Origin of the sequence: Klebsiella sp. KE9456, from assembly GCF_043832615.1 — a bacterium.
GTDB classification, from domain to species: Bacteria; Pseudomonadota; Gammaproteobacteria; order Enterobacterales; family Enterobacteriaceae; genus Klebsiella; species Klebsiella indica.
In genome coordinates, this window is the sequence record NZ_JBDYQK010000014.1 from 1 (window position 1) to 19,847 (window position 19,847).

Below are 19,847 nucleotides of genomic sequence, written 5' to 3' on the forward strand. Positions count from 1 at the left end.
TCTCGACCCGCCCTCTGGCCGCCGTCCTGGCGGCCAGTCCTGGATGCGCGCCTGCGTTCCCGCCAGGTTTCCTTGATGCGCCCAACCCCCATGCGGTGAGTCCGTTATTCGTCAGGGGCTTTTCAGAAGCTGAAAGTCATAAAAAAGTTATATCCTTTATATTTCAGCCCGTATCAGCTCAGTTAGTGAATCAACCGAATCAGATTTTCGTTTAAACCACCGATTAACGGAACCGCTCAGCCAGCCATAAACACAACTGACAGCCCTTAACTGACCCGCATTACGGCAAGGCCTGGGGATCGCTACGCTCGCTTCTGGCGGACATCAACCAACGTGGGCGCGTGCAGATGGCGATGAACGGCGGCATTTACGCAAAAAACGACACGCCGCTGGGACTGTATATCGAAAAAGGACGACGGTTGGCTTCGCTTAACCGCGCCTCCGGCAGCGGCAACTTTTTTATTCGTCCTGGCGGGGTATTTTACGTGGCAGGACAAAACGCGGAGATTGTCACCTCAATAAATTTAAACCGTCTCCAGCCATAGAGTACGCGGTACAATCCGGACCGGTGCTGATTGAAAACGGTAAGATAAACTGGCGGCTGAAGCCATCCGCCGGCTCGCGCAAACTGCGTAACGGAGTGGGTATTACCAGCGATGGCAAAGTCGTGTTTATGCTCAGCGAGCACGAAACCAACTTCTATGATTTCGCCTGCTACGCACAGTCAACGCTCAACATACGCCAGATGCTCTATCTCGATGGCACCCTTTCCAGGATGTATCAGAAAGGCGGCAGCGTGCCGTGGCAGTACCATCCGTTCGTTACCATGATCGCGGTGGAGAGCAGGTAGTCGGCATAACATCGTCTGCGGTTTTGTAGCCTAGCGCGAGCTGGGGAACAAAACCGCAGTGCACCTACATCCGGCGATGCCCCCACTCACGCAGACGCTGGAACAACACGTACAGCGACGGAATAAACAGAATCCCGATCGCCGTAGCGACCAGCATGCCGCTGAATACGGTGGCGCCAATAATCCGTCGACTCTGCGCCCCGGCGCCGGTCGCAAGCATCATCGGCGCAATCCCAATAATGAAGGAGACCGCCGTCATCATCACCGCACGAAAACGGTGAGTCGCGCCTTCACGAGCCGCATCGACTATCGACATCCCCTCTTCGCGCTTCGCCCGCGCAAACTCAACAATCAAAATCGCGTTTTTTGCCGCCAGCGCAATCAGCAATACCAGACCAATCTGCACATAGACATCGTTGGCATAACCGGCCCACCATAGCCACAACAATGCTCCGCCAATGGCAAACAGCACCGACAGCATCACGCTCGCCGGGAGCGTCCAGCTTTCGTACTGGGCGACAAGGAACAACCACGCCATCACCACCGCCGCCAGCACGATCCACATCGCCTGATTGCCGGTCTGCTGCTCCTGCCACGAAATTCCGCTCCAGGCATAGTCATACCCCTGCGGTAAATGCGATTGTAAAATCTGCTCCATCACCGCCATCGCCGTGCGACTGCTAACGCCTTCGGCGGCTGAACCACTCACCGATACCGACGGGAACTGATTATATTGCTGAATAAATGGCGCGCCGATCGTCGGCGTAATTGTCACCAGGTTGCTCAAACGGACTCGCTCGCCGTTGTCGCTACGCACATACAGTTCGCTAATCTGCTCCGCCCGCTGACGCCACTGCATCTCATTTTGGATAACGACAGGGTAAACGCGGTTATTTAGGCTGAAATCCCCGGCGCGGGTGCCGCCAAACGCGGTTTGCAAGTTACTGAAAATCCTTGAAGTCGGTACATTCAGCCGCGCCGACTGATCGCGGTCAACGTTGAGCGTCAGTTGTGGCACATTGCTGCTCCAGGTCGTAAAGACCCGGCTCAATTGCGGGTGCTGATTGGCCATCCGCAGCACCTGATGCGTCACCTGCTCCAGCGCCGCCGAAGATTGCCCGGCCTGCGCCAGAATACGTAAATTAAACCCCGAAGCATTGCCCAGCCCCGGCAGCGTCGGCGGCGCAAAGGTCATAATCGTCGCTTCCGGCAGCCCCATCAACTGCCCTTGTAGTTTTTCCATCACCGCCTCCAGCGGCGGTCGCTGATGCCAGTCTTTCAGCATCACCGAAATAAAGCCGCCGTTCGAGGCGCTGGTGCCGTTAAGAATATTAAAACCGGACACCTGAATCACATCCGCCACCGCCGGATTCATCAACAGCAACTCCCGCGCCTGGGCCATCACCGCTTCGGTACGCGCCAGCGAGGCGGCTTCAGGCAGCTGCACGCTGGCGAAGAAATAGCCCTGATCTTCCTGCGGCAGAAACCCCTTCGGCATGCTGGTGAAGCTCAGCGCCACCAGCCCGGCGGCCATAACTGTTGCGGCCAGCGCCAGCCAGGGATGGCGATTCATTCCGCCAACCAGGCGGCCATAGCCGTCTCGCACGCGCTCCAGCCCGCGGTTAAAACCGCGCCAGATGGCGGCTGGCTGCGCTGGCCGCGGGCGCAACAGCAGCGCGCACAGTGCAGGCGTTAAGGTCAACGCCACAACGCTCGACAGGGTCACCGCCGTCGACAACGTGACGGCAAACTGGCGATACAGTTCGCCGACAATCCCGGACAGCATGGCTACTGGAACAAATACCGCCAGCAGCACGAGGGTCGTGGCAATCACCGGTCCGGCAATTTGCCGCAGGGCTTGCGCGGTGGCCTCCCCGCGCTCCAGCCCCTCCGCCATTTTGCTTTCAACATTTTCCACCACCACGATAGCGTCATCCACGACCATGGTCAGCGCAAGAATAATGGCGAACAGGCTCAGGGTATTGGCGCTATAGCCCAGCGAATAGAGTACGGCGAAAGTACCGATAAGCGAAACCGGGATCGCGAGAGCAACAATCAGCGTCGCCCGCCAGCTTTGCAGAAACAGCGACACCACCACCACCACCGCCAGTAGGGTTAGCATCAGCGAAACGCCGATCTCTTTGATCGTCGCCGTCACAAAGCGGGTGGTATCAAACTTCACTTCCCAGGTGAGATCGGCCGGAAATCGCGTGTGCAGCCGGGTCAACTCGGCGCGCACCGCGCTGGCGACCTGCAGCGCGTTGGCGGTCGGCGTCGGATAGATACCAAGATACGCGGAGTCTTTGCCATTAAGCTGCGCGCCGGAACGGTAGCTGCGCGCGCCCAGCTCAATGGTTGCCACGTCAGACAGACGCACCAGTTGCCCACGCTCGCCGCTTCGAATAATAATCCGTCCGAAACTGGCGGCATCGCTCAATCGACCAATACCGTTGATGGTCAGGGTCTGCTGCTGACCGTTAAATACCGGCGGCGTCCCCACCTGCCCCGCCGCGCCCTGCACGTTTTGTTCGTACAGCGCCCGGGAAATATCATCGGAGGTAATATTAAGCGCATTCATACGGTCGGGCCGCAGCCAGATGCGCATACTGTAGTCGCGGGCGCCAAACATCTGTACGTCACCAACGCCCGGCAGACGCGCCAGCGCCTCGCGCACCTGGGTACTGGCGTAGTTGCTGACGAACAACGGCGATAGCGTACCGAGCGGCGAGTAAAGACTCACGCCCATCAGCAGGTTCGTCGCCCGTTTGCGCACCTGCACGCCGTTCTGCTGCACTTCCGCAGGAAGCTGCGCCACCGCCTGCGAAACCCGGTTCTGTACATCAACCGCGGCTAAATCGGCATGGGTACCGGCGGCAAAGGTCAGGCTCAGGCTGTAGGCTCCCTCATCAGAACTGGTGGATTCCATATACAGCATATGGTCAACACCATTGAGTTGGGTCTCCAGCGGTGCGGCAATGGCCTCAGCCACATCCGCCGCGCTGGCCCCCGGCCAACTGGCGCTCACATTAATAACCGGCGGAGTAATCTGCGGATATTGTTCGACCGGGATCAGCTTCAGCGACACCGCGCCGATAAAAGTGATCAACAACGCAATCACCATGGCAAAGCGCGGACGACGGATAAAAAACGTCAGCATCCTTTCTTCCTCATTCATTCAGCCACTGCACAGCGGCGCCGTCACGCAGGCGTTGAGCGCCTTCCGTCACCACACGTTCGCCCGCATGAAGTCCTTCCGTCACTGCCAGTCGCGGCCCCTGCTGGCCGCCAGGAATAATACGCCGCATCGTTACGGTATTGTTTGCCGTCAGTATCCAGCAGTAAAAACCCTGCGCGTCCTGCTGTACCGCAGAAACAGGGATCATCGGTTTTTCCTGACCCGCCAGCGGCCGGAAGAAAATCATCACGTTGCCGCCGGGCAGCAGACGGTGTTGCGGGTTAGCAAATTCGGCGCGCAGCGCCACGCTGGCGGTACGGCTATCAATACGGTTATCGACGGACGTCAGTACGCCATCTTCACGTTGCCCATCAATATCAACCTGCGCCAGCCACGCCTGTTTCAGCGCGCTAATATCGGGATATTGTCCCGCTTTAGCAAAAAATGCCGTCTCATCGAGTGAGAACGCAATGCGAATCGGGTCAAGCTGCACAACATCGACCAGCACGCCGCTGGCGGGATTGACCAGGCTACCGACATGAAACTGGCTATGGCCGACACGGCCGGTAACCGGGGACGTTATGCGGGTATAGCCGAGGGTAATCTTCCGGGCGGTAATCCGCGCCTGTGCCTGGTCCACGGCAGCCGCGGCGACATCGCGTTGCATTCGCACGGTATCAACATCGTTGCGGCTAATCGAATGGTTATTTTTTAATTGCTGATAACGGTTCAGTAGCTGTTGGGCCTGGCGTAATGACGCCTGCGCGCTTTTCAGTTCCGCCTGCGCCAGCGCCAGTTCGGCTTTTGGTTGCGCATCATCAAGCGTAAACAGTACATCGCCTTTTTTTACATACTGCCCGTCCTGAAAATGGCGCAGCACGATTGTCCCTTCGGTGCGGGCGCGAACAGCAACGGCATGAATGGCCTCAACGCGGCCGGAAATTTGCCGCTCATTGACATGCGGCGCGTGTTCAACGGTGGCGATACGGACCGGAATCGCCGGAGCGGCTGCGACCGTTAGCGCAAAACCCGCCAGGCCGCAGGCCAGTAAGGCGGAGCGGATCATCTTGTTCATGGGAAATTCCTTACGATGGCCCGGCCTCCCTCCCCTGGGAGAAGGGAGGCCGGGCGGAGCGGACGAACTAGGCGGCTTTGCGAAAACGACGGGTCAGGCGTTTCTCCACTTCCACCACCAGGAACATCGCCATACCGCTCGCCAGGGTGATAAACCAGTAGCGCAGCGGCAGCCCTTCGGTGCCAAACATCGCCTGCATTACCGGCACGTAGATGATGACCAGTTGCATCAGCAGCAGCACGCCGCTCACCAGCCAGATCCCTTTGTTACGCAGCAGCCCCATGTTCAGCGAGAAGCTGTCGCTGCTACGGCAGTTGATCATGTAGACCCACTGCGCGGTGACCAGCATCTGCAACAGCACGGTGCGGATAAACTCCGGGCTGTGGCCCCGCGGTGCCAGCCAGGCTTCAAGAATAAAGGCGGCGACGGCGATCATCGTGCCGACAAAAGCAACGCGCCAGATAGCGAAAGCATCCATCACATGCTGACCGGTTTTACGCGGCGGACGGTGCATCACATTACGCTCGGCGGCTTCAAATGCGAGGCCGAAGGAGAGCGTGGCGGAGGTCGCCATGTTCATCCACAAAATCAGTACCGGCGTCAGCGGAATAATGTTCCCCGCCAGCAGGGCGATGATAATCAGCAGCCCCTGCGCGAGGTTGGTCGGCATAATGAACAGAATGGTCTTCTTCAGGTTGTCGTAGACCCGACGCCCCTCTTTCACCGAACTGGCGATAGTGGCAAAGTTATCATCGGTGAGTACCATGTCGGCCGCTTCTTTGGTCACCTCAGTCCCTTTGATCCCCATGGCGATACCGACGTCGGCCTGACGCAACGCCGGTGCATCGTTAACGCCGTCGCCAGTCATACCAACCACTTCACCGTTATCCTGCAGGGCTTTCACCAGGCGCAGCTTATGCTCCGGGCTGGTACGGGCAAAAATATCGTACTCAACGGCGGCTTTCGCCAGTTCGGCATCATCCATGTGCTCCAGTTGGTAGCCGGTCATCGCCTGGCGACTGTTGGCGATCCCCAACATCCCGCCAATGCTCATGGCCGTCTGGGGATGGTCGCCGGTAATCATCTTCACGCGGATCCCCGCATTCTGACAGGCGTGAATCGCGTCAATGGCTTCCGGACGCGGCGGATCCATCATCCCGGCGATGCCGAGGAACACCAGGCCTTCGCGCAGATCGTCATGGGTCAGCGTGGTGCTGCCGACGTTGGCTGGTTTGTATGCGGCGGCGACCATGCGCAGCCCCTGACGGGCAAAGCGCGCCATCTCCTCTTCCCAGTAGTGAGCGTCGAACGCCACCGGCCCCTGTTTGCTCATCTGCTGACGACACAGGGAGAAAATCACGTCCGGCGCGCCGGTAATCAGCACCCGCTCCTCATTGCCGATTTTCTGCCGGGTCGCCATATATTTATACTGCGAATCAAAGGGGATTTTCGCTACCAGTTGGGCGTCAACCGGTTCCAGTTGCGCTTTTGCCGCCAGCACTTTCAGCGCCCCTTCGGTTGGCCCGCCGGTAATGCCCCACAGACCGCGCTCATCCTGGATAATATGGCTGTCGTTACACAGGTCGATAGTGCGCAGGTACGTTTCCAGCACGCTGCCCGCTTTAATCTGCACCGGCGCATCGCTGCCCTCCAGATAGATACCGCCTTTCGGCTCGTAGCTGTCGCCTTCAACGCGATAGCAACAGTCGGCGGTGATAACCGCTTTAACGGTCATCTCGTTCATCGTCAGGGTGCCGGTTTTATCCGAACATACCACGGTCATTGCGCCCAGGGTTTCTACCGTCGGCAGTTTGCGGATAATCGCCCGCTGCCGCGCCATCGCCTGGACGCCAAGAGAGAGAATAATTGAGATAATCGCCGGTAAGCCTTCCGGCACGGCGGCAACCGCCAGGCTAATCAGAGAGAGCAGCAGCTCGCCGAGAGGAATATCGCGCAGCGCAAGGCTGAAGACAAACAGCGCCGCCATCATCGCCAGGATGATGACAAAAATCGCCTTGCCGAGTTTATCCATTTGCACCAACAGCGGTGTGCGATGCTTCTCAATGCCCGCCATCATCTGGTTGATGTGGCCAAGTTCTGTCTCCTGGCCGGTGGCGGTCACCACGCCAACGCCGCTACCGGCGCTGATGGTGGTGCCGGAAAAGAGCATATTGGTGCGGTCGCCCAGCGGCAGTTCCCCGTCCAGCACGTCGGTGGTTTTATCCACTACCGTCGATTCTCCGGTCAAAATCGCTTCTTCAACCCGCAGATTATGGGTTTCAATCAGGCGCATATCGGCCGGCACGCGGTCGCCGGCGCGCAGAATCACGATATCGCCAGGAACCAGGTCGCGCGTCGGGAGGGTTTCATGCTTACCGTTACGCTGTACGCGCGCATCGCTGGAGAGCATATTGCGGATGCTCTCCAGCGATTTTTCAGCGTTGCTCTCCTGGATATGGCCGATCAGGGCGTTGATGACCGTGACGCCAAGAATAACCAGAGTATCAACCCAATGGCCCATCACCGCAGTGAGCGCCGCGGCAACCAGCAGAACATATATCAGAACATCGTTAAAATGGGCGAGAAAACGCCGCCAGGCGGGCTTGCCCTTTTTCTCCGGCAACGCATTCGGGCCGTAAGTCCGCAAACGCTCAGCCGCCTCGGCGGCGCTGAGCCCGCCGGGATGGCTCTGTTTCTGCGCCAGCACCACATCAATCGTCTGCTGATATACCTGCCGTGGCGCAGCATTTCCCGAGGGGGTGGTATTATTTGTATTGAGCATTTTGGTCAAAATATCTCTCCCTTAAAATTCCGTGAGTCGGAAAGCCTGGCGTCATTCCGGGCAGTGAGAAAATTCAAATAAGCGCGAGAAAAATTGAGCAAACGCAATATTTAATCTCTCGCAAAATTCAAAAACTATGCTAAGTTAATTCTATGAAATAACTATTGCAGAATATGAATAAACAGTAATTAAACGAGGTTAACTATGTTTGGAATCTACCGCGGACGCCGTCTGGCGCTGTATATCCTGCTGGCGATTATTATCGCCACGTTAGTGGGATATAGCACCTATACTTTTGTAAAATCGCTGGCTTAATAATGACGCTAATTTACATTTCAGCGCAATTAACTTAATTACAAATAAGCCTCAATTAATTAACAAAGAAATTAACGAAGGGGATCATATATAATATCTTAAGGCGAAATTTAATTTCGTATGAAACAATATTGCATTCATTTCCCTTTTACCGGACAATATGTATTTAACCGATGATTAACAAATAATGAAACATCCGCTAGAAACGCTCCTGAGTGCCGCTGGCATTCTCCTGTTGGCTTTGCTCTCCTGCCTGTTGCTACCGGTGCCGTCCCCGGGACTGACGCTGGCGCAAAAGCTGGTTGAGACGTTCCACCTGATGGATCTCAACCAACTTTATACGCTGATCTTCTGCCTGTGGTTCTTAGCGCTGGGCGTAATTGAATACCTGGTGCTGCGCTGGATCTGGCGCCGCTGGTTTTCCCTTGAGCGCTAAGCCAGTAAAGTCGCGCATGCCGTCCACCAGCGCTTCGCACCAGGCGGCGTAATCGTGGCCGCTGGAAGAGGGATGGAAGCTCACCGCATAGCCTTTATCCTTCAATACCTGCTCAAATTCGCGCGTATTGACATAAATACCGCCATCCGGCCCGTGGGTTTCGAATTTACCCGCCTGTAACCAGAAGCGTACCGGATAGCGTGGCGATTGCTGATACTGTCGCGTCAACCAACTGGCCTCTTCCCCCGTTGGCGCCCACCAGTACGAGCCTGACAGACTCAACACATTGCCAAAATGCCGCGGATAACGCAGTGCCACCCATGATGCGGCCAGGCCGCCATAGCTGGAGCCTGCCACCACCGTTTTATGCCGACTCAGGCGGAGCCCCTGCCGATTCAGCCACGGTAGCAGCTCATGAGCCATAAAATCGGCAAAATGGGGATTCGGCGGCAGCTCTTTCGCCCGACGCGGATGATCGAGGCTATCGATAAACACCACGTTAATCGGCGGCAACTGATGACTGGCAATCAGGCTGTCCAGCACGTTGGCGAAGTGATATTCGTCCTGGTAAGTTTTGCCATCGAACAACATCAGGGTCCAGCGTGCAGGCTGGGGCAGACGCGGACGGTAAATCATCACTTCGCGCGTATTCTGCAAAAAGTCGCTGCGCATCTGATGACGGGTTAAAGTTCCGTAGCGCAACGGCCGTGCCATACGCTGCGCCGTGCAGAAACGCACGGGATTAAGCGCCAGCAGCGAGTAGCGATTCCAGCGGTCGTGAGCCGCATTAATGCTATGCGGGTTGAGCGGGTCCGCCTGAGCGCTGACCAGAATCGCTCGCCGCTGCTCATGCCCGCTGCCGGTCACCTGCGGCACATCCGGAGCCAGCTTATACTGCATTAAGGTATCGGCAGGGACAACATAACTACGAAACCAGACATCAGAGTCGCCAAGACGAAACAGCGCATCGTGCTCTCCCGCGGGGGAGCCGAGAATAAACACATTCCGGCTCGCTCCGCGCCACAGGAAAGTAACCCGCTTATGGGTCGCATCAACCGGTTCCACCATCGGCGTGCCTTCCTGCGCGCGTTCCAGCCAGAAACGTGCCGTAGACCCTCCCGACGCCAGCTCGCGCATCAGTTGCTGCAGGCGCGGGCTGGCCGGGTCCTGCATCTGAATTTTCGTCAGCGCGATGGTTTCGCGCATCTGCCACTGAAAGCGCCAGCGCGCCCCCTCTTCGCCATGCAGCACCAGCGAGGAAGCACGGTTCACCGGCAAAGAAAACAGTAAGGTTTGCTCCCCGTCCGGTGGCCCCCCCGCCAATAGTGTGCGCAGACGACGGTTATGTTCATCCAGCAACCGGGCATCGGTGACGCCGGAAATGATCGCCGCGACGTAGTTCTCACCCAGCCTGGGCAGGTCAAAACAGACTTCGCCGCTGGCGTCGAACTTCCCCTGTAGTTCCCCCTGTAACGAAGGAGATTCGCAGTTTATCGCCGCTGCCGGTAAAGCACTCATGCCAATCAGCAGGCCGCTCCACGCCGTCTTCATTGCCCGATAGCTCCCTGTGAGAATTTGCCAATAACGTTAATGCAAATAATAACCATTTACAATGGTGTTACCACTGTAAACAGGCGCCACCGCAGTAATCCCCTCTCAGCTCGCGTTTTTGGCGACGGCCCGGCCAGGAATAGTCATAAGAACATTTCGATAGATGAATCATGTCCATGAATTTCACGGTGTTAACGCTCAACGCAGACTCGTCGCAGCACACCGACGAGCCAGACGCCCCGCTAAAAAGAATAGCGGTAACAAAGACGCTATCGGCGACGGAAAACGACGCCCGAGATGCCCGCTAAGAGTAAATATCCGCCGACAAAAAGGCCGGCGGAGGGTTTTCAGTGAGTACGACTGTGATTCTCTTTACGATAGGCACCCGGCGGCTGATTAAACGTGCGGGTGAAGATGCGGGTAAAGGTTTGCTGCGAGTCAAAGCCGTATTTCAGGCAAATATCATAGACTCGCTGATCGGTATCGCGCAGATCCCGTGCCGCCAGCAGCAGTTTACGCGCGCGAATGTAGCGCCCCAGACTCTCCCCTTTGTACTGTAAAAACAGTCGTTGCAAATGCCATTTCGAGTAACCGGCATGGCGCGCAATATCGTCAATACGTAGCGGCTGATGCAAATTATCATCAATCCACTCGACGATCGTATCAATAACCTGAGCGGAAATAGTCATATGTCCTCTCTCCTCCAGAACCACTCTCATCGTTACCGCCACCAGGCGTTAAATGATTGCGTTTTATCAGCGACCCAGACCGGCTCACCCAACACTGGTGTCAGCAGCCGCCATGGTCGCCCTGTACTGGCCTCCGCCAGCCTTTTATACGGATCATCCCATGTGTGTTTTGCCAGCACGAAGCGCCCGGCATGGCCCGGCAGCACCGCTCGTGCATGAACATCGTCAGCGGCTTGCGCCGTCTCTTCCGGCGTCATATGGATGTACTTCCAGTCCTCGTCATACTGACCATTTTCCATAATGGCGAGGTCCACTTCGCCAAACTGTTCGCCGATAGCGTTAAAGTGCGGCCCGTAGCCGCTATCGCCGCTGTAGTAAATTTTCTGCTGCGAGGTAACCAGCATAAAGCTGGCCCACAGGGTCTGGTTACGTTTCAGGCCGCGGCCGGAAAAGTGGCGCGCAGGTAACACGTACACCGTGAGCTCATCGCTCACCGGCAAAGACTGATTCCAGTCCGCTTCGCTGATAATCGCGCTATTCATTCCCCAGTAGCGCAGGTGCGACCCGACGCCCAGCGGCGTCACCACCCGCTTGATTTTCGGCATCAGCGCCTTGATGGTGGCGTAGTCGAGATGGTCGTAGTGATCGTGCGAAATAATCAGCAGATCGATATCGGGCATCCCTTCAGCGTGCCACGGGTAATCACCAGGAAACGCCTTATTAATAAAAGAGAATGGTGCAGCATAGTGACTAAACACCGGGTCAATCAGAATGCGCTGGCCCGCCAGTTGCAGATACCAGGAGGAGTGTCCCAGCCAGACCAGAACGTCCTGACCTGGCGGCAGGCGGGCCAGGTCAGTTTTCACCAGCGGCAGCGGACCGGCGGGCCTGGCGTTTTCTCGCCTGGCGACAAGAAATGCCCACCACGCGGCCAGCATACTCTTTTTCCCGGTAAACCCCGGCGTTGGCAGCGCGTTATGAAACTGACCGTCATGATAGTGAGGCGACTGTTCCACCAGGCTGAGCTGCTCGCCATGCGGCGCCTGCCCAAATCCGGCACTGAGCGCAAACGGCAAAGTTGTTGCTGACGCTAATAACATGATGGCGACCACGCTAAAGATGACAGGGTTTATATCCTGCCCCCTGGAAACCGTTTTTCTGACGGTTTTCGCGGCAGGACTTGATTATGAGTGAGTAAGCACTCATTATTAGGGCGAAAGCTGAAAGTCGTCAAGACGATTTTCAAATTTTGACAGACACCGTTGCAGTGCCTGTATCAGACATGCTTAGATCGTCGTTTTATAACCTGTGAGGTAAAGTGTAGTGGCTCGTCCTAAGAGTGAAGATAAAAAACAAGCGTTACTGGAGGCTGCAACTGCCGCTTTTGCCCAATCGGGAATCGCGGCGTCGACCTCGGCCATTGCCCGTAGCGCGGGCGTCGCCGAGGGAACGCTGTTTCGTTATTTCGCCACCAAGGACGATCTGCTCAATGAGCTGTACCTGACAATAAAATCCGACCTGGTGAAGTCAATGATTGCCGGTCTCAATCCTGACGAACGTCGGCCAAAAGAGAACACGCGCAATATCTGGAACAGCTATATCGACTGGGGCGTGCGTAATCCGATGGAGCATAAAGCGATTCGGCGGATGGCGCTCAGCGAAAGGATCACTGACGAAACCCGCAACCGCGTCAAAGAGATGTTCCCGGAGCTAAACGAATTGTGCCAGCGTTCAATCAAGACCGTTTTCCAGTCTGACGAGTACCGTACCTTCGGCGACGCGTTATTCCTTTCGCTCGCTGAAACCACCATTGAATATGCCAGCCACGAGCCGAAACGCGCCGTACGTTTTGTTGAACTGGGTTTTGAGGCGATGTGGCAGGCGCTTGCCGAGGACAATCGCTGATGGATCCCCGCTCGCTCCACCGCCATGCGCACCGTATCGCGCTGGCGCTTCCCTTTGCCGATCACTGCTGGCCATTTGGCCCGGAGTACGATGTGTTTAAGGTCGGCGGGCGGATTTTTATGCTGACCATGACGGTACGGGGCCGGGCGCTGGTCAACCTGAAATGCGATCCGCAAAAATCGCTGCTGTATCAGGAGATTTACCGCAGCATTAAGCCCGGCTATCACATGAATAAAAAACACTGGATCACCGTGGTACCCGGCAGTGATATCAGCGAGGACCTGCTGGCTGAGCTTATTGGCGATTCGTGGCATCTGGTGGTCAATAAACTCAGCAAAAAAGAGCAGTTACGATTGCGCCCGGCCTGATTTTCAGCGTAGCGCGATAAGTGTTATCGCATTTTTACCCCTTATCATTTTCCCGGCATCGCTGTACTCTTCCCTCACCAGACGCACCCGCAAGGGGTTGTAAATAGTGAGGAAGAGTATGGATATCATATCAGTTGCCTTAAAGCGCTACTCCACCAAGGCATTTGACGCCACTAAAAAACTGACTGCCGGGCAGGCAGAAAACCTGAAAACGCTGCTTCAGTACAGCCCATCAAGTACCAACTCCCAACCGTGGCACTTTATCGTTGCCAGCACCGATGAAGGCAAAGCGCGCGTCGCCAAAGCGGCCAGCGGCACCTATGTGTTTAACGAACGTAAAATTCTCGACGCGTCCCATGTGGTGGTTTTTTGTGCCAAAACCGCGATGGATGACGCCTGGCTGAATCGCGTCGTTGACCAGGAAGAGGCCGATGGCCGCTTCGCCAATGCGGAAGCCAAAGCGGCAAACCATAAAGGCCGTACGTTCTTTGCTGATATGCACCGCAAAGATCTGCACGATGACGACCAGTGGATGGCAAAGCAGGTCTATCTGAACGTGGGCAACTTCCTGCTTGGCGTCGCGGCGATGGGCCTGGACGCCGTGCCGATTGAAGGCGTCGATTTCGCCATTCTGGACGCCGAATTTGACCTGAAAGCACAGGGCTACACCAGTGTGGTCGTCGTGCCGGTCGGCCACCATAGTGTTGAAGATTTTAACGCCGCCCTGCCGAAATCTCGCCTGCCGCAGGCGACAACCATCACCGAGATTTAATCCTCTCCTTCTGCCCCCGGGCTGCGGCGTGAATGCGTCCCGCCCGGGTTACCGATCCGCTCTCCGGCATGCCAGATACGCTCCGCATATCGGGGACCGCCAGCGCCTGCCACGCCCCCAGCGCGCGCGGAATAATACGCTGTTGCCGACGGGTAACGTTCATCAGCCCGCTTTGTCATTATTGCTTATTCAGCCACGCCAGCGCCTGCTCCCCCGCCGGGTCCATCGGCAAATAGACCAGCAGACGCGAGCCATTACGCGGGGCGGAATACCAGTACATCTGCTGTAAGCTAAATCGCCCAATCTGCGGATGTTTAAAATTTTTAACCTGATTCTCCACGCCGCGCACCTCATAGCGCTGGTGCCACAACGCCTCAAACTCCGCCGACGCGGCGAAAAAACGCGCCAGCTTATTCTCCCACGCCGGGTCACCACGGTGCTCCGCCATTGCCGCACGAAAATAAGACGCAAATGTCGCCAGTACATCGCGATTTTCGATGCGGCTTCGCCAGGTTTCATTGGTCAGATACAGATAAATGCAGTTGCGATCGTCTTCCGGGATCGTCGCGAAATCGATGCCCATCAGGCGGCAAAAGCTGTCGTTCCAGGCGACAATATCAAAGCCCGGCGTCTGAATGCTGGCGGGCTGCGGCATCAGGCTATCCAGCATTCGTCTGGCGCCGGGGCTAATACCTTCGCATACCGTGGTCTCTGTGGATTCCGGCGGCGTCAGCCCGGCCAGCACAAACAGATGCCGGGTTTCCAGTTGACTGCACTGTAGCGCATTCGCCACCCCCGCCAGCACCGTCTCCGACGGATTCACTTCCCGTCCCTGCTCCAGCCAGGTATACCAGGTGACACCGACATCCGCCAGCATCGCCACCTCTTCCCGCCGTAGCCCCGGCGTGCGCCGCCGCCCGACGCGAGGCAGCCCCAGGCGCTGCGGGTCAAGGCTTTCGCGCCGGGCGCGCAAAAATGCCCCGAGCTGTTTACGACTGTCATCGGTGATGAATCCCCCCGATTCACGTTGCGGTATTGTGGCCATAACATCTCCAGCATGGTAGTGCTGATACCAGTATAGACAGGAACTGGTACCCGTTTAATTTATCGGTGATGCTACGACCATCCGCTGAATGACGCAATGGAGAGTCTCCGATGAATTCGTCTGCTGTTTCACCCGGTCACGCCGGTTTATTCCTCCTGTTAACTGGCCTGATGTTGCCACAAATCGATACATCGATAACGAACGTCGCCCTGGATTCCATCACTCAGTCGCTGGCAGCCAGCGCCACGCAGCTGGAACTGATTGTCGCCCTGTACGGCGTCGCCTTCGCCGTGTGTCTGGCAATGGGGAGTAAACTTGGCGATAACTACGGTCGTCGCCGTCTGTTTATGTGGGGCGTGGCGGTTTTTAGCGTAGCCTCGCTGTTGTGCGGGCTGGCCACATCGATGACCACGCTGCTGATCGCCCGAACGTTACAAGGAGCCAGCGCGGCGCTGATCGTGCCGCAAATCCTTGCCACCCTGCACGTCACGCTAAAAGGTACCGCGCATGCCAGGGCCATCAGCTTATATGGCGGTATCGGCGGTATCTCTTTTATCGTCGGGCAAATGTGCGGCGGCTGGCTGGTGTCGGCGGATATTGCCGGCTTAGGCTGGCGAAACGCCTTTTTTATCAATGTGCCAATTGGCCTGCTGGTGCTGGCCTTTAGCCGCCGCTATATCCCGGAAACCCGGCGTGACGAGCATTCGCCAGTTGACTGGCAGGGCACCTTTAGCCTCGCGCTCATCCTCTGTTGCCTGCTGTTTCCGATGGCGCTGGGGCCAGAGCTGCACTGGCCTTTAACCCTGCGTCTCTCCCTCATCGCGGTATTCCCGCTGCTGGCCTGGATGTGCGTTAGCGCTCAGCGTAAACAACAGCGAGGCGAACAACCGCTGCTACCGCCGCGCCTGCTGAAAACGGGCAGTATGCGTTTTGGTATCGCGATTGCCCTGCTCTTTTTCAGCGCCTGGTCGGCGTTTATGTTTTGCATGGCGCTAACCCTGCAATCCGGGCTGGGAATGGCCCCCTGGCAGTCAGGCAATAGCTTTATCGCTCTCGGCATCGCCTATTTCCTCTCTGCGCTTTACGCCCCCAGGCTGATCGCCCGCTACAGCATCGGGCGCATATTACTGACGGGTCTTGCGGTACAGATTATCGGTCTGTTGCTATTGAGCGTCACGTTTTATCGCTTCGGTATCCACACCACGACGCTGTGCCTGATACCGTCGACAGCGCTTATTGGCTACGGGCAGGCGCTGATTGTGAATACGTTTTACCGCATTGGCATGCGCGACATTAGCGCGAATGATGCCGGGGCCGGGAGCGCAATCCTCAGTACTCTGCAACAGGCAACATTTGGCCTCGGGCCAGCACTGCTGGGATCGCTCTTTTTAAGCTTCGCCCGACGCAGCGGAGGAAGTTATCCCCTCGCCTTTATTGATTTTTTAGCGGTAGAGATGGTGATGATGGTGCTGCTGGGGATTATCGCGTTGCGCTTCCGCCGTCACCTTAACGCATGCCCGACGGCGATAACGTCGTAATTCACCTCTGCGTAACCTGAGATTTGCATAATAGACATCCAGCGGTCATCATAAGCGCTGGATGTAAAGGAGACGTTATGCAGGAATTAATCTCGGAAATCGCCGCGTTAGGCATCGAAATAACCCCAACCACCTCACTTATTATTATCTTCGGCATTATTCTTCTGACGGCGGCTGTCGTTCACCTTATTTTGCATAAAGTGGTGCTGCGCACGTTCGAAAAACGGGCGCAGGCCAGTAGCCATTTGTGGCTGCAAATTATTACGCAGAACAAACTTTTTCACCGTCTGGCCTTTACCCTGCAAGGGATAATCGTCAACGTGCAGGCGGTATTATGGCTACAAAAAGGTAGCGAGGCCGCAGAAATACTCACCACCTGCGCACAGCTGTGGGTGATGATATACGCGTTAATGTCCTTCTTTTCGCTGCTGGATGTCGTGCTTAACTTATCGCAAAAATTCGCCTCCGCCTCTCAGCTTCCGCTTAAAGGGATATTCCAGGGAATTAAGCTGGTCTGTGCGATTATTGTCGGCATTTTGGTTATCTCATTATTAATTGGCCAGTCTCCGGCGATCCTGATTAGCGGCCTTGGCGCGATGGCGGCGGTCCTGATGCTGGTGTTCAAAGACCCGATCCTTGGCCTGGTGGCCGGTATTCAGCTCTCCGCCAACGATATGCTAAAACTCGGTGACTGGCTGGAGATGCCGAAATATGGCGCTGACGGCGCGGTGATTGATATCGGCCTGACCACGGTAAAGGTGCGTAACTGGGATAATACCATCACCACCATTCCGACCTGGTCGCTGGTTTCCGATTCGTTTAAAAACTGGAGCGGGATGTCCGCCTCCGGCGGTCGGCGAATCAAGCGCAGCCTGAATATCGATACCACCAGCATTCATTTTCTTGATGAGCAGGAGCAGCAGCGCTTGATTCAGGCCCGACTGTTAAAGCCGTATATGGATTCGCGTCATCAGGAAATCAGCTTGTGGAACCAGCAAAATGCCGCTGACCAATCGATACTGAACCAGCGCAAAATGACCAATATCGGCACCTTCCGTGCCTATTTACAGGAGTATTTACGCAACCATCCCCGCATTCGACAAGATATGACCCTGATGGTGCGTCAACTGGCACCAGACGCCAACGGCCTGCCGCTTGAGATTTACTGCTTCACGAATACTGTGGTGTGGGCAGAATATGAAGGCATCCAGGCGGATATCTTCGACCATGTCTTTGCCGTGGTTGACGAATTTGGCCTGCGGATTCATCAGTCGCCAACCGGCAACGATATTCGTTCCCTGCGGGAGAGCTAATCAGGTAGACTGAGATACTGGCGCAGAAATTACGCGCCAGTCCATTTCAGCATCGACCCTTTATCTGGTCAGCACGTCATAATGCAAAAATACGAGCAGGATGCTCAAAATACATCTCTGCTCATTTTTAAAATTAATGATTAGGGATGATATCAACAATGAAATTAAACATAGCAATTATCGCACTCAGTTGCGCTCTTGCCGCGCTCGTCGGCTGCAGTTCATCAAAATCCTCACCGGAACGCCACGCGTACTATTTCGTCTCGCACCGTTCTGATTTTGTCGGTGGTAATTTCGCCACTAACCGTCAGGAAAATTACCGCTTAAACCTGCCAAACTTTACCGGGATCTATGCCAGGGGCCAACAGGACAGAAAGTCAGGCGTAAGCGAAAGCGACGCCCGCCGTATCGCCGACGGCATTAAGCAACAAATGGCGCAGGGCACCAGAATACAGCACACGTTCAACGGTAACGCCAGCGATAAGTGGGAAAACGAGATGGAGAATAAAGATGCCGTGTTACTCGGTAACGAACTGGCTGGCGCCTATCTTGACGGCTATCTTGGGGTGAAATAAATGTTAAAAGGTGCCCTTCATAAAACACACAGGGGAGTGACGTGAAAAACGCACTAACGTCGTCGGATGTCGTAGAGGGAAACGGCCCGGCGCTTCATCGTGGTTTACAGAACCGACATATCCAGCTTATCGCTCTCGGCGGCGCCATCGGAACCGGCCTGTTTCTCGGTATTGGACCGGCAATTCAAATGGCGGGACCGGCAGTCCTGCTCGGCTATGCCATCGCCGGGATCGTCGCCTTTCTGATTATGCGTCAACTGGGCGAAATGGTTGTCGAAGAGCCGGTATCTGGCTCTTTTGCCCATTTTGCGTATAAGTACTGGGGGCCGTTTGCCGGCTTTCTGTCCGGCTGGAACTACTGGGTCATGTTCGTGCTGGTGGGAATGGCGGAGCTGACCGCCGCGGGTATCTATATGCAGTACTGGCTACCGGATGTTCCGACATGGATCTGGGCCGCTGCATTCTTCATCATTATCAACGCCGTTAACCTCGTTAATGTTCGCCTGTACGGTGAAGCGGAATTCTGGTTCGCGCTCATTAAAGTGCTGGCAATTATCGGCATGATTGGCTTTGGTCTGTGGATGCTGTTCAACGGCCACGGCGGCAGGAAGGCGGGGCTCGGTAATCTGTGGGAGTACGGCGGCTTTTTCGCCACCGGCTGGCACGGCCTGATGATGTCGCTGGCGGTGATCATGTTCTCCTTTGGCGGTCTGGAGCTTATCGGCATTACCGCTGCGGAAGCCCACAACCCTGAGAAGAGCATTCCCAAAGCGGTTAACCAGGTAGTGTACCGTATCCTGCTGTTTTATATCGGCTCTCTGGTGGTTCTGCTGGCCCTCTACCCGTGGGTGGAAATCAAGTCCGACAGTAGCCCATTCGTGATGATTTTCCATAATCTTGACAGCAACGCGGTGGCTTCAGCGCTGAACTTCGTGATCCTGGTAGCATCGCTATCGGTCTATAACAGCGGCGTTTATTCCAATAGCCGCATGTTGTTCGGCCTGTCGGTGCAGGGTAATGCGCCGAAGTTCCTTGCCAGCGTCAGCAAGCGTGGCGTGCCGGTAAATTCCCTGCTGCTCTCCGGGGTGATTACCTCGCTGGTGGTGCTGCTTAACTACCTGCTGCCGCAGAAAGCCTTTGGTCTGTTAATGGCGCTGGTGGTGGCGACGCTGCTGTTGAACTGGATTATGATTTGCCTGGCGCACCTGAAATTCCGTGCCGCTCAGCGGCGAGAAGGGCGCGAGCCGAAGTTTAAAGCGCTGCTGTCTCCGGCCAGTAACTATTTATGTATCGCCTTTCTGGGGCTGATTCTGGCGCTGATGTGCACGATTGACGGTATGCGTTCATCGGCGATTCTGCTGCCAATATGGATACTGTTTCTGTTTGTCGCCTTTAAAGCTTTACGCCGCCGGGCGTAGCGCGTGACTGACCCGCCTGGCGAATGGCGCTAAACCCATT

At 56.1% G+C, this 19,847-nt stretch carries 16 protein-coding genes and 1 pseudogene; 10 read left to right on the forward strand and 7 right to left on the reverse strand.

Translation table 11 applies throughout. The annotated features are described in order from the left end of the window. Together ABK821_RS15210 and ABK821_RS15215 are read left to right on the forward strand one after the other, a co-directional pair. On the forward strand, window positions 1-215 hold a 215-nt coding region (locus tag ABK821_RS15210), incomplete at its 5' end, for a hypothetical protein (RefSeq protein WP_395033976.1). A 66-nt stretch (window positions 216-281) separates the two neighbouring features. Next, window positions 282-850, forward strand: a pseudogene (locus ABK821_RS15215) (phosphodiester glycosidase family protein); the annotation flags it as partial. A gap of 64 nt (window positions 851-914) precedes the next feature. Here the strand turns inward: ABK821_RS15215 and ABK821_RS15220 are convergent. The 3 genes from ABK821_RS15220 to ABK821_RS15230 all read right to left on the reverse strand — a co-directional run bounded on the left by ABK821_RS15220 (window position 915) and on the right by ABK821_RS15230 (window position 7,891). Then, the gene (locus tag ABK821_RS15220; protein WP_395033977.1) at window positions 915-4,007 is read right to left on the reverse strand and encodes an efflux RND transporter permease subunit; all 3,093 of its coding nucleotides are present in this window, start codon (window positions 4,005-4,007) and stop codon (window positions 915-917) included. A 10-nt stretch (window positions 4,008-4,017) separates the two neighbouring features. After that, window positions 4,018-5,100 carry an efflux RND transporter periplasmic adaptor subunit gene (locus ABK821_RS15225; protein WP_138359094.1) on the reverse strand — a complete coding sequence of 361 codons (1,083 nt, stop codon included), beginning with the start codon at window positions 5,098-5,100 and terminating at the stop codon, window positions 4,018-4,020. 67 nt (window positions 5,101-5,167) lie between these two features. After that, on the reverse strand, window positions 5,168-7,891 hold the full coding sequence (locus ABK821_RS15230) for a cation-transporting P-type ATPase (protein ID WP_171034810.1): 2,724 nt from the start codon (window positions 7,889-7,891) through the stop codon (window positions 5,168-5,170). 493 nt (window positions 7,892-8,384) lie between these two features. Here ABK821_RS15230 and ABK821_RS15235 point away from each other — a divergent pair, with 493 nt between their 5' ends. Continuing rightward, complete coding sequence (locus ABK821_RS15235; protein ID WP_138359096.1) at window positions 8,385-8,633, forward strand: DUF1158 domain-containing protein; 249 nt, start codon at window positions 8,385-8,387, stop codon at window positions 8,631-8,633. On the opposite strand, the gene ABK821_RS15240 is transcribed toward ABK821_RS15235, so the two are convergent. The 3 genes from ABK821_RS15240 to ABK821_RS15250 all read right to left on the reverse strand — a co-directional run bounded on the left by ABK821_RS15240 (window position 8,562) and on the right by ABK821_RS15250 (window position 11,973). Next, the gene (locus tag ABK821_RS15240) at window positions 8,562-10,184 is read right to left on the reverse strand and encodes an alpha/beta hydrolase-fold protein (protein WP_343178444.1); all 1,623 of its coding nucleotides are present in this window, start codon (window positions 10,182-10,184) and stop codon (window positions 8,562-8,564) included. The genes ABK821_RS15235 and ABK821_RS15240 overlap by 72 nt on opposite strands. 347 nt (window positions 10,185-10,531) lie before the next feature. Continuing rightward, entirely contained in the window at window positions 10,532-10,873 is a 342-nt protein-coding gene (locus ABK821_RS15245) for a RamA family antibiotic efflux transcriptional regulator (protein WP_138359100.1), read from the reverse strand. Between the two features lie 32 nt (window positions 10,874-10,905). Beyond that, on the reverse strand, window positions 10,906-11,973 hold the full coding sequence (locus ABK821_RS15250) for an MBL fold metallo-hydrolase (protein ID WP_308563501.1): 1,068 nt from the start codon (window positions 11,971-11,973) through the stop codon (window positions 10,906-10,908). A gap of 223 nt (window positions 11,974-12,196) precedes the next feature. Here ABK821_RS15250 and ABK821_RS15255 point away from each other — a divergent pair, with 223 nt between their 5' ends. From ABK821_RS15255 to nfsB, 3 genes are all read left to right on the forward strand, one after another. Further along, window positions 12,197-12,778, forward strand: coding sequence for a TetR/AcrR family transcriptional regulator (locus ABK821_RS15255; RefSeq protein WP_138359104.1), 582 nt, complete (start codon window positions 12,197-12,199; stop codon window positions 12,776-12,778). After that, window positions 12,778-13,146: an MmcQ/YjbR family DNA-binding protein gene (locus ABK821_RS15260; RefSeq protein WP_138359106.1), complete on the forward strand. Its 369-nt coding sequence runs from the start codon at window positions 12,778-12,780 to the stop codon at window positions 13,144-13,146. Before ABK821_RS15255 ends, ABK821_RS15260 begins: the two co-directional genes overlap by 1 nt. A gap of 118 nt (window positions 13,147-13,264) precedes the next feature. Next, complete coding sequence (nfsB, locus tag ABK821_RS15265) at window positions 13,265-13,918, forward strand: oxygen-insensitive NAD(P)H nitroreductase (RefSeq protein WP_138359108.1); 654 nt, start codon at window positions 13,265-13,267, stop codon at window positions 13,916-13,918. Window positions 13,919-14,096: 178 nt separating this feature from the next. On the opposite strand, the gene ABK821_RS15270 is transcribed toward nfsB, so the two are convergent. Further along, window positions 14,097-14,963, reverse strand: coding sequence for a helix-turn-helix transcriptional regulator (locus ABK821_RS15270; protein ID WP_138359110.1), 867 nt, complete (start codon window positions 14,961-14,963; stop codon window positions 14,097-14,099). A 110-nt stretch (window positions 14,964-15,073) separates the two neighbouring features. Here ABK821_RS15270 and ABK821_RS15275 point away from each other — a divergent pair, with 110 nt between their 5' ends. The 4 genes from ABK821_RS15275 to pheP all read left to right on the forward strand — a co-directional run bounded on the left by ABK821_RS15275 (window position 15,074) and on the right by pheP (window position 19,807). Beyond that, window positions 15,074-16,501: an MFS transporter gene (locus ABK821_RS15275; RefSeq protein WP_138359112.1), complete on the forward strand. Its 1,428-nt coding sequence runs from the start codon at window positions 15,074-15,076 to the stop codon at window positions 16,499-16,501. 77 nt (window positions 16,502-16,578) lie between these two features. After that, entirely contained in the window at window positions 16,579-17,814 is a 1,236-nt protein-coding gene (locus ABK821_RS15280) for a mechanosensitive ion channel family protein (RefSeq protein ID WP_138359114.1), read from the forward strand. A 158-nt stretch (window positions 17,815-17,972) separates the two neighbouring features. Further along, window positions 17,973-18,389: an Exc2 family lipoprotein gene (locus ABK821_RS15285; RefSeq protein ID WP_138359116.1), complete on the forward strand. Its 417-nt coding sequence runs from the start codon at window positions 17,973-17,975 to the stop codon at window positions 18,387-18,389. Window positions 18,390-18,430: 41 nt separating this feature from the next. Further along, window positions 18,431-19,807 (forward strand): phenylalanine transporter, encoded by a 1,377-nt coding sequence (gene pheP, locus ABK821_RS15290; protein ID WP_138359118.1) that lies wholly within the window; start codon window positions 18,431-18,433, stop codon window positions 19,805-19,807. Window positions 19,808-19,847 lie beyond the last annotated feature (40 nt).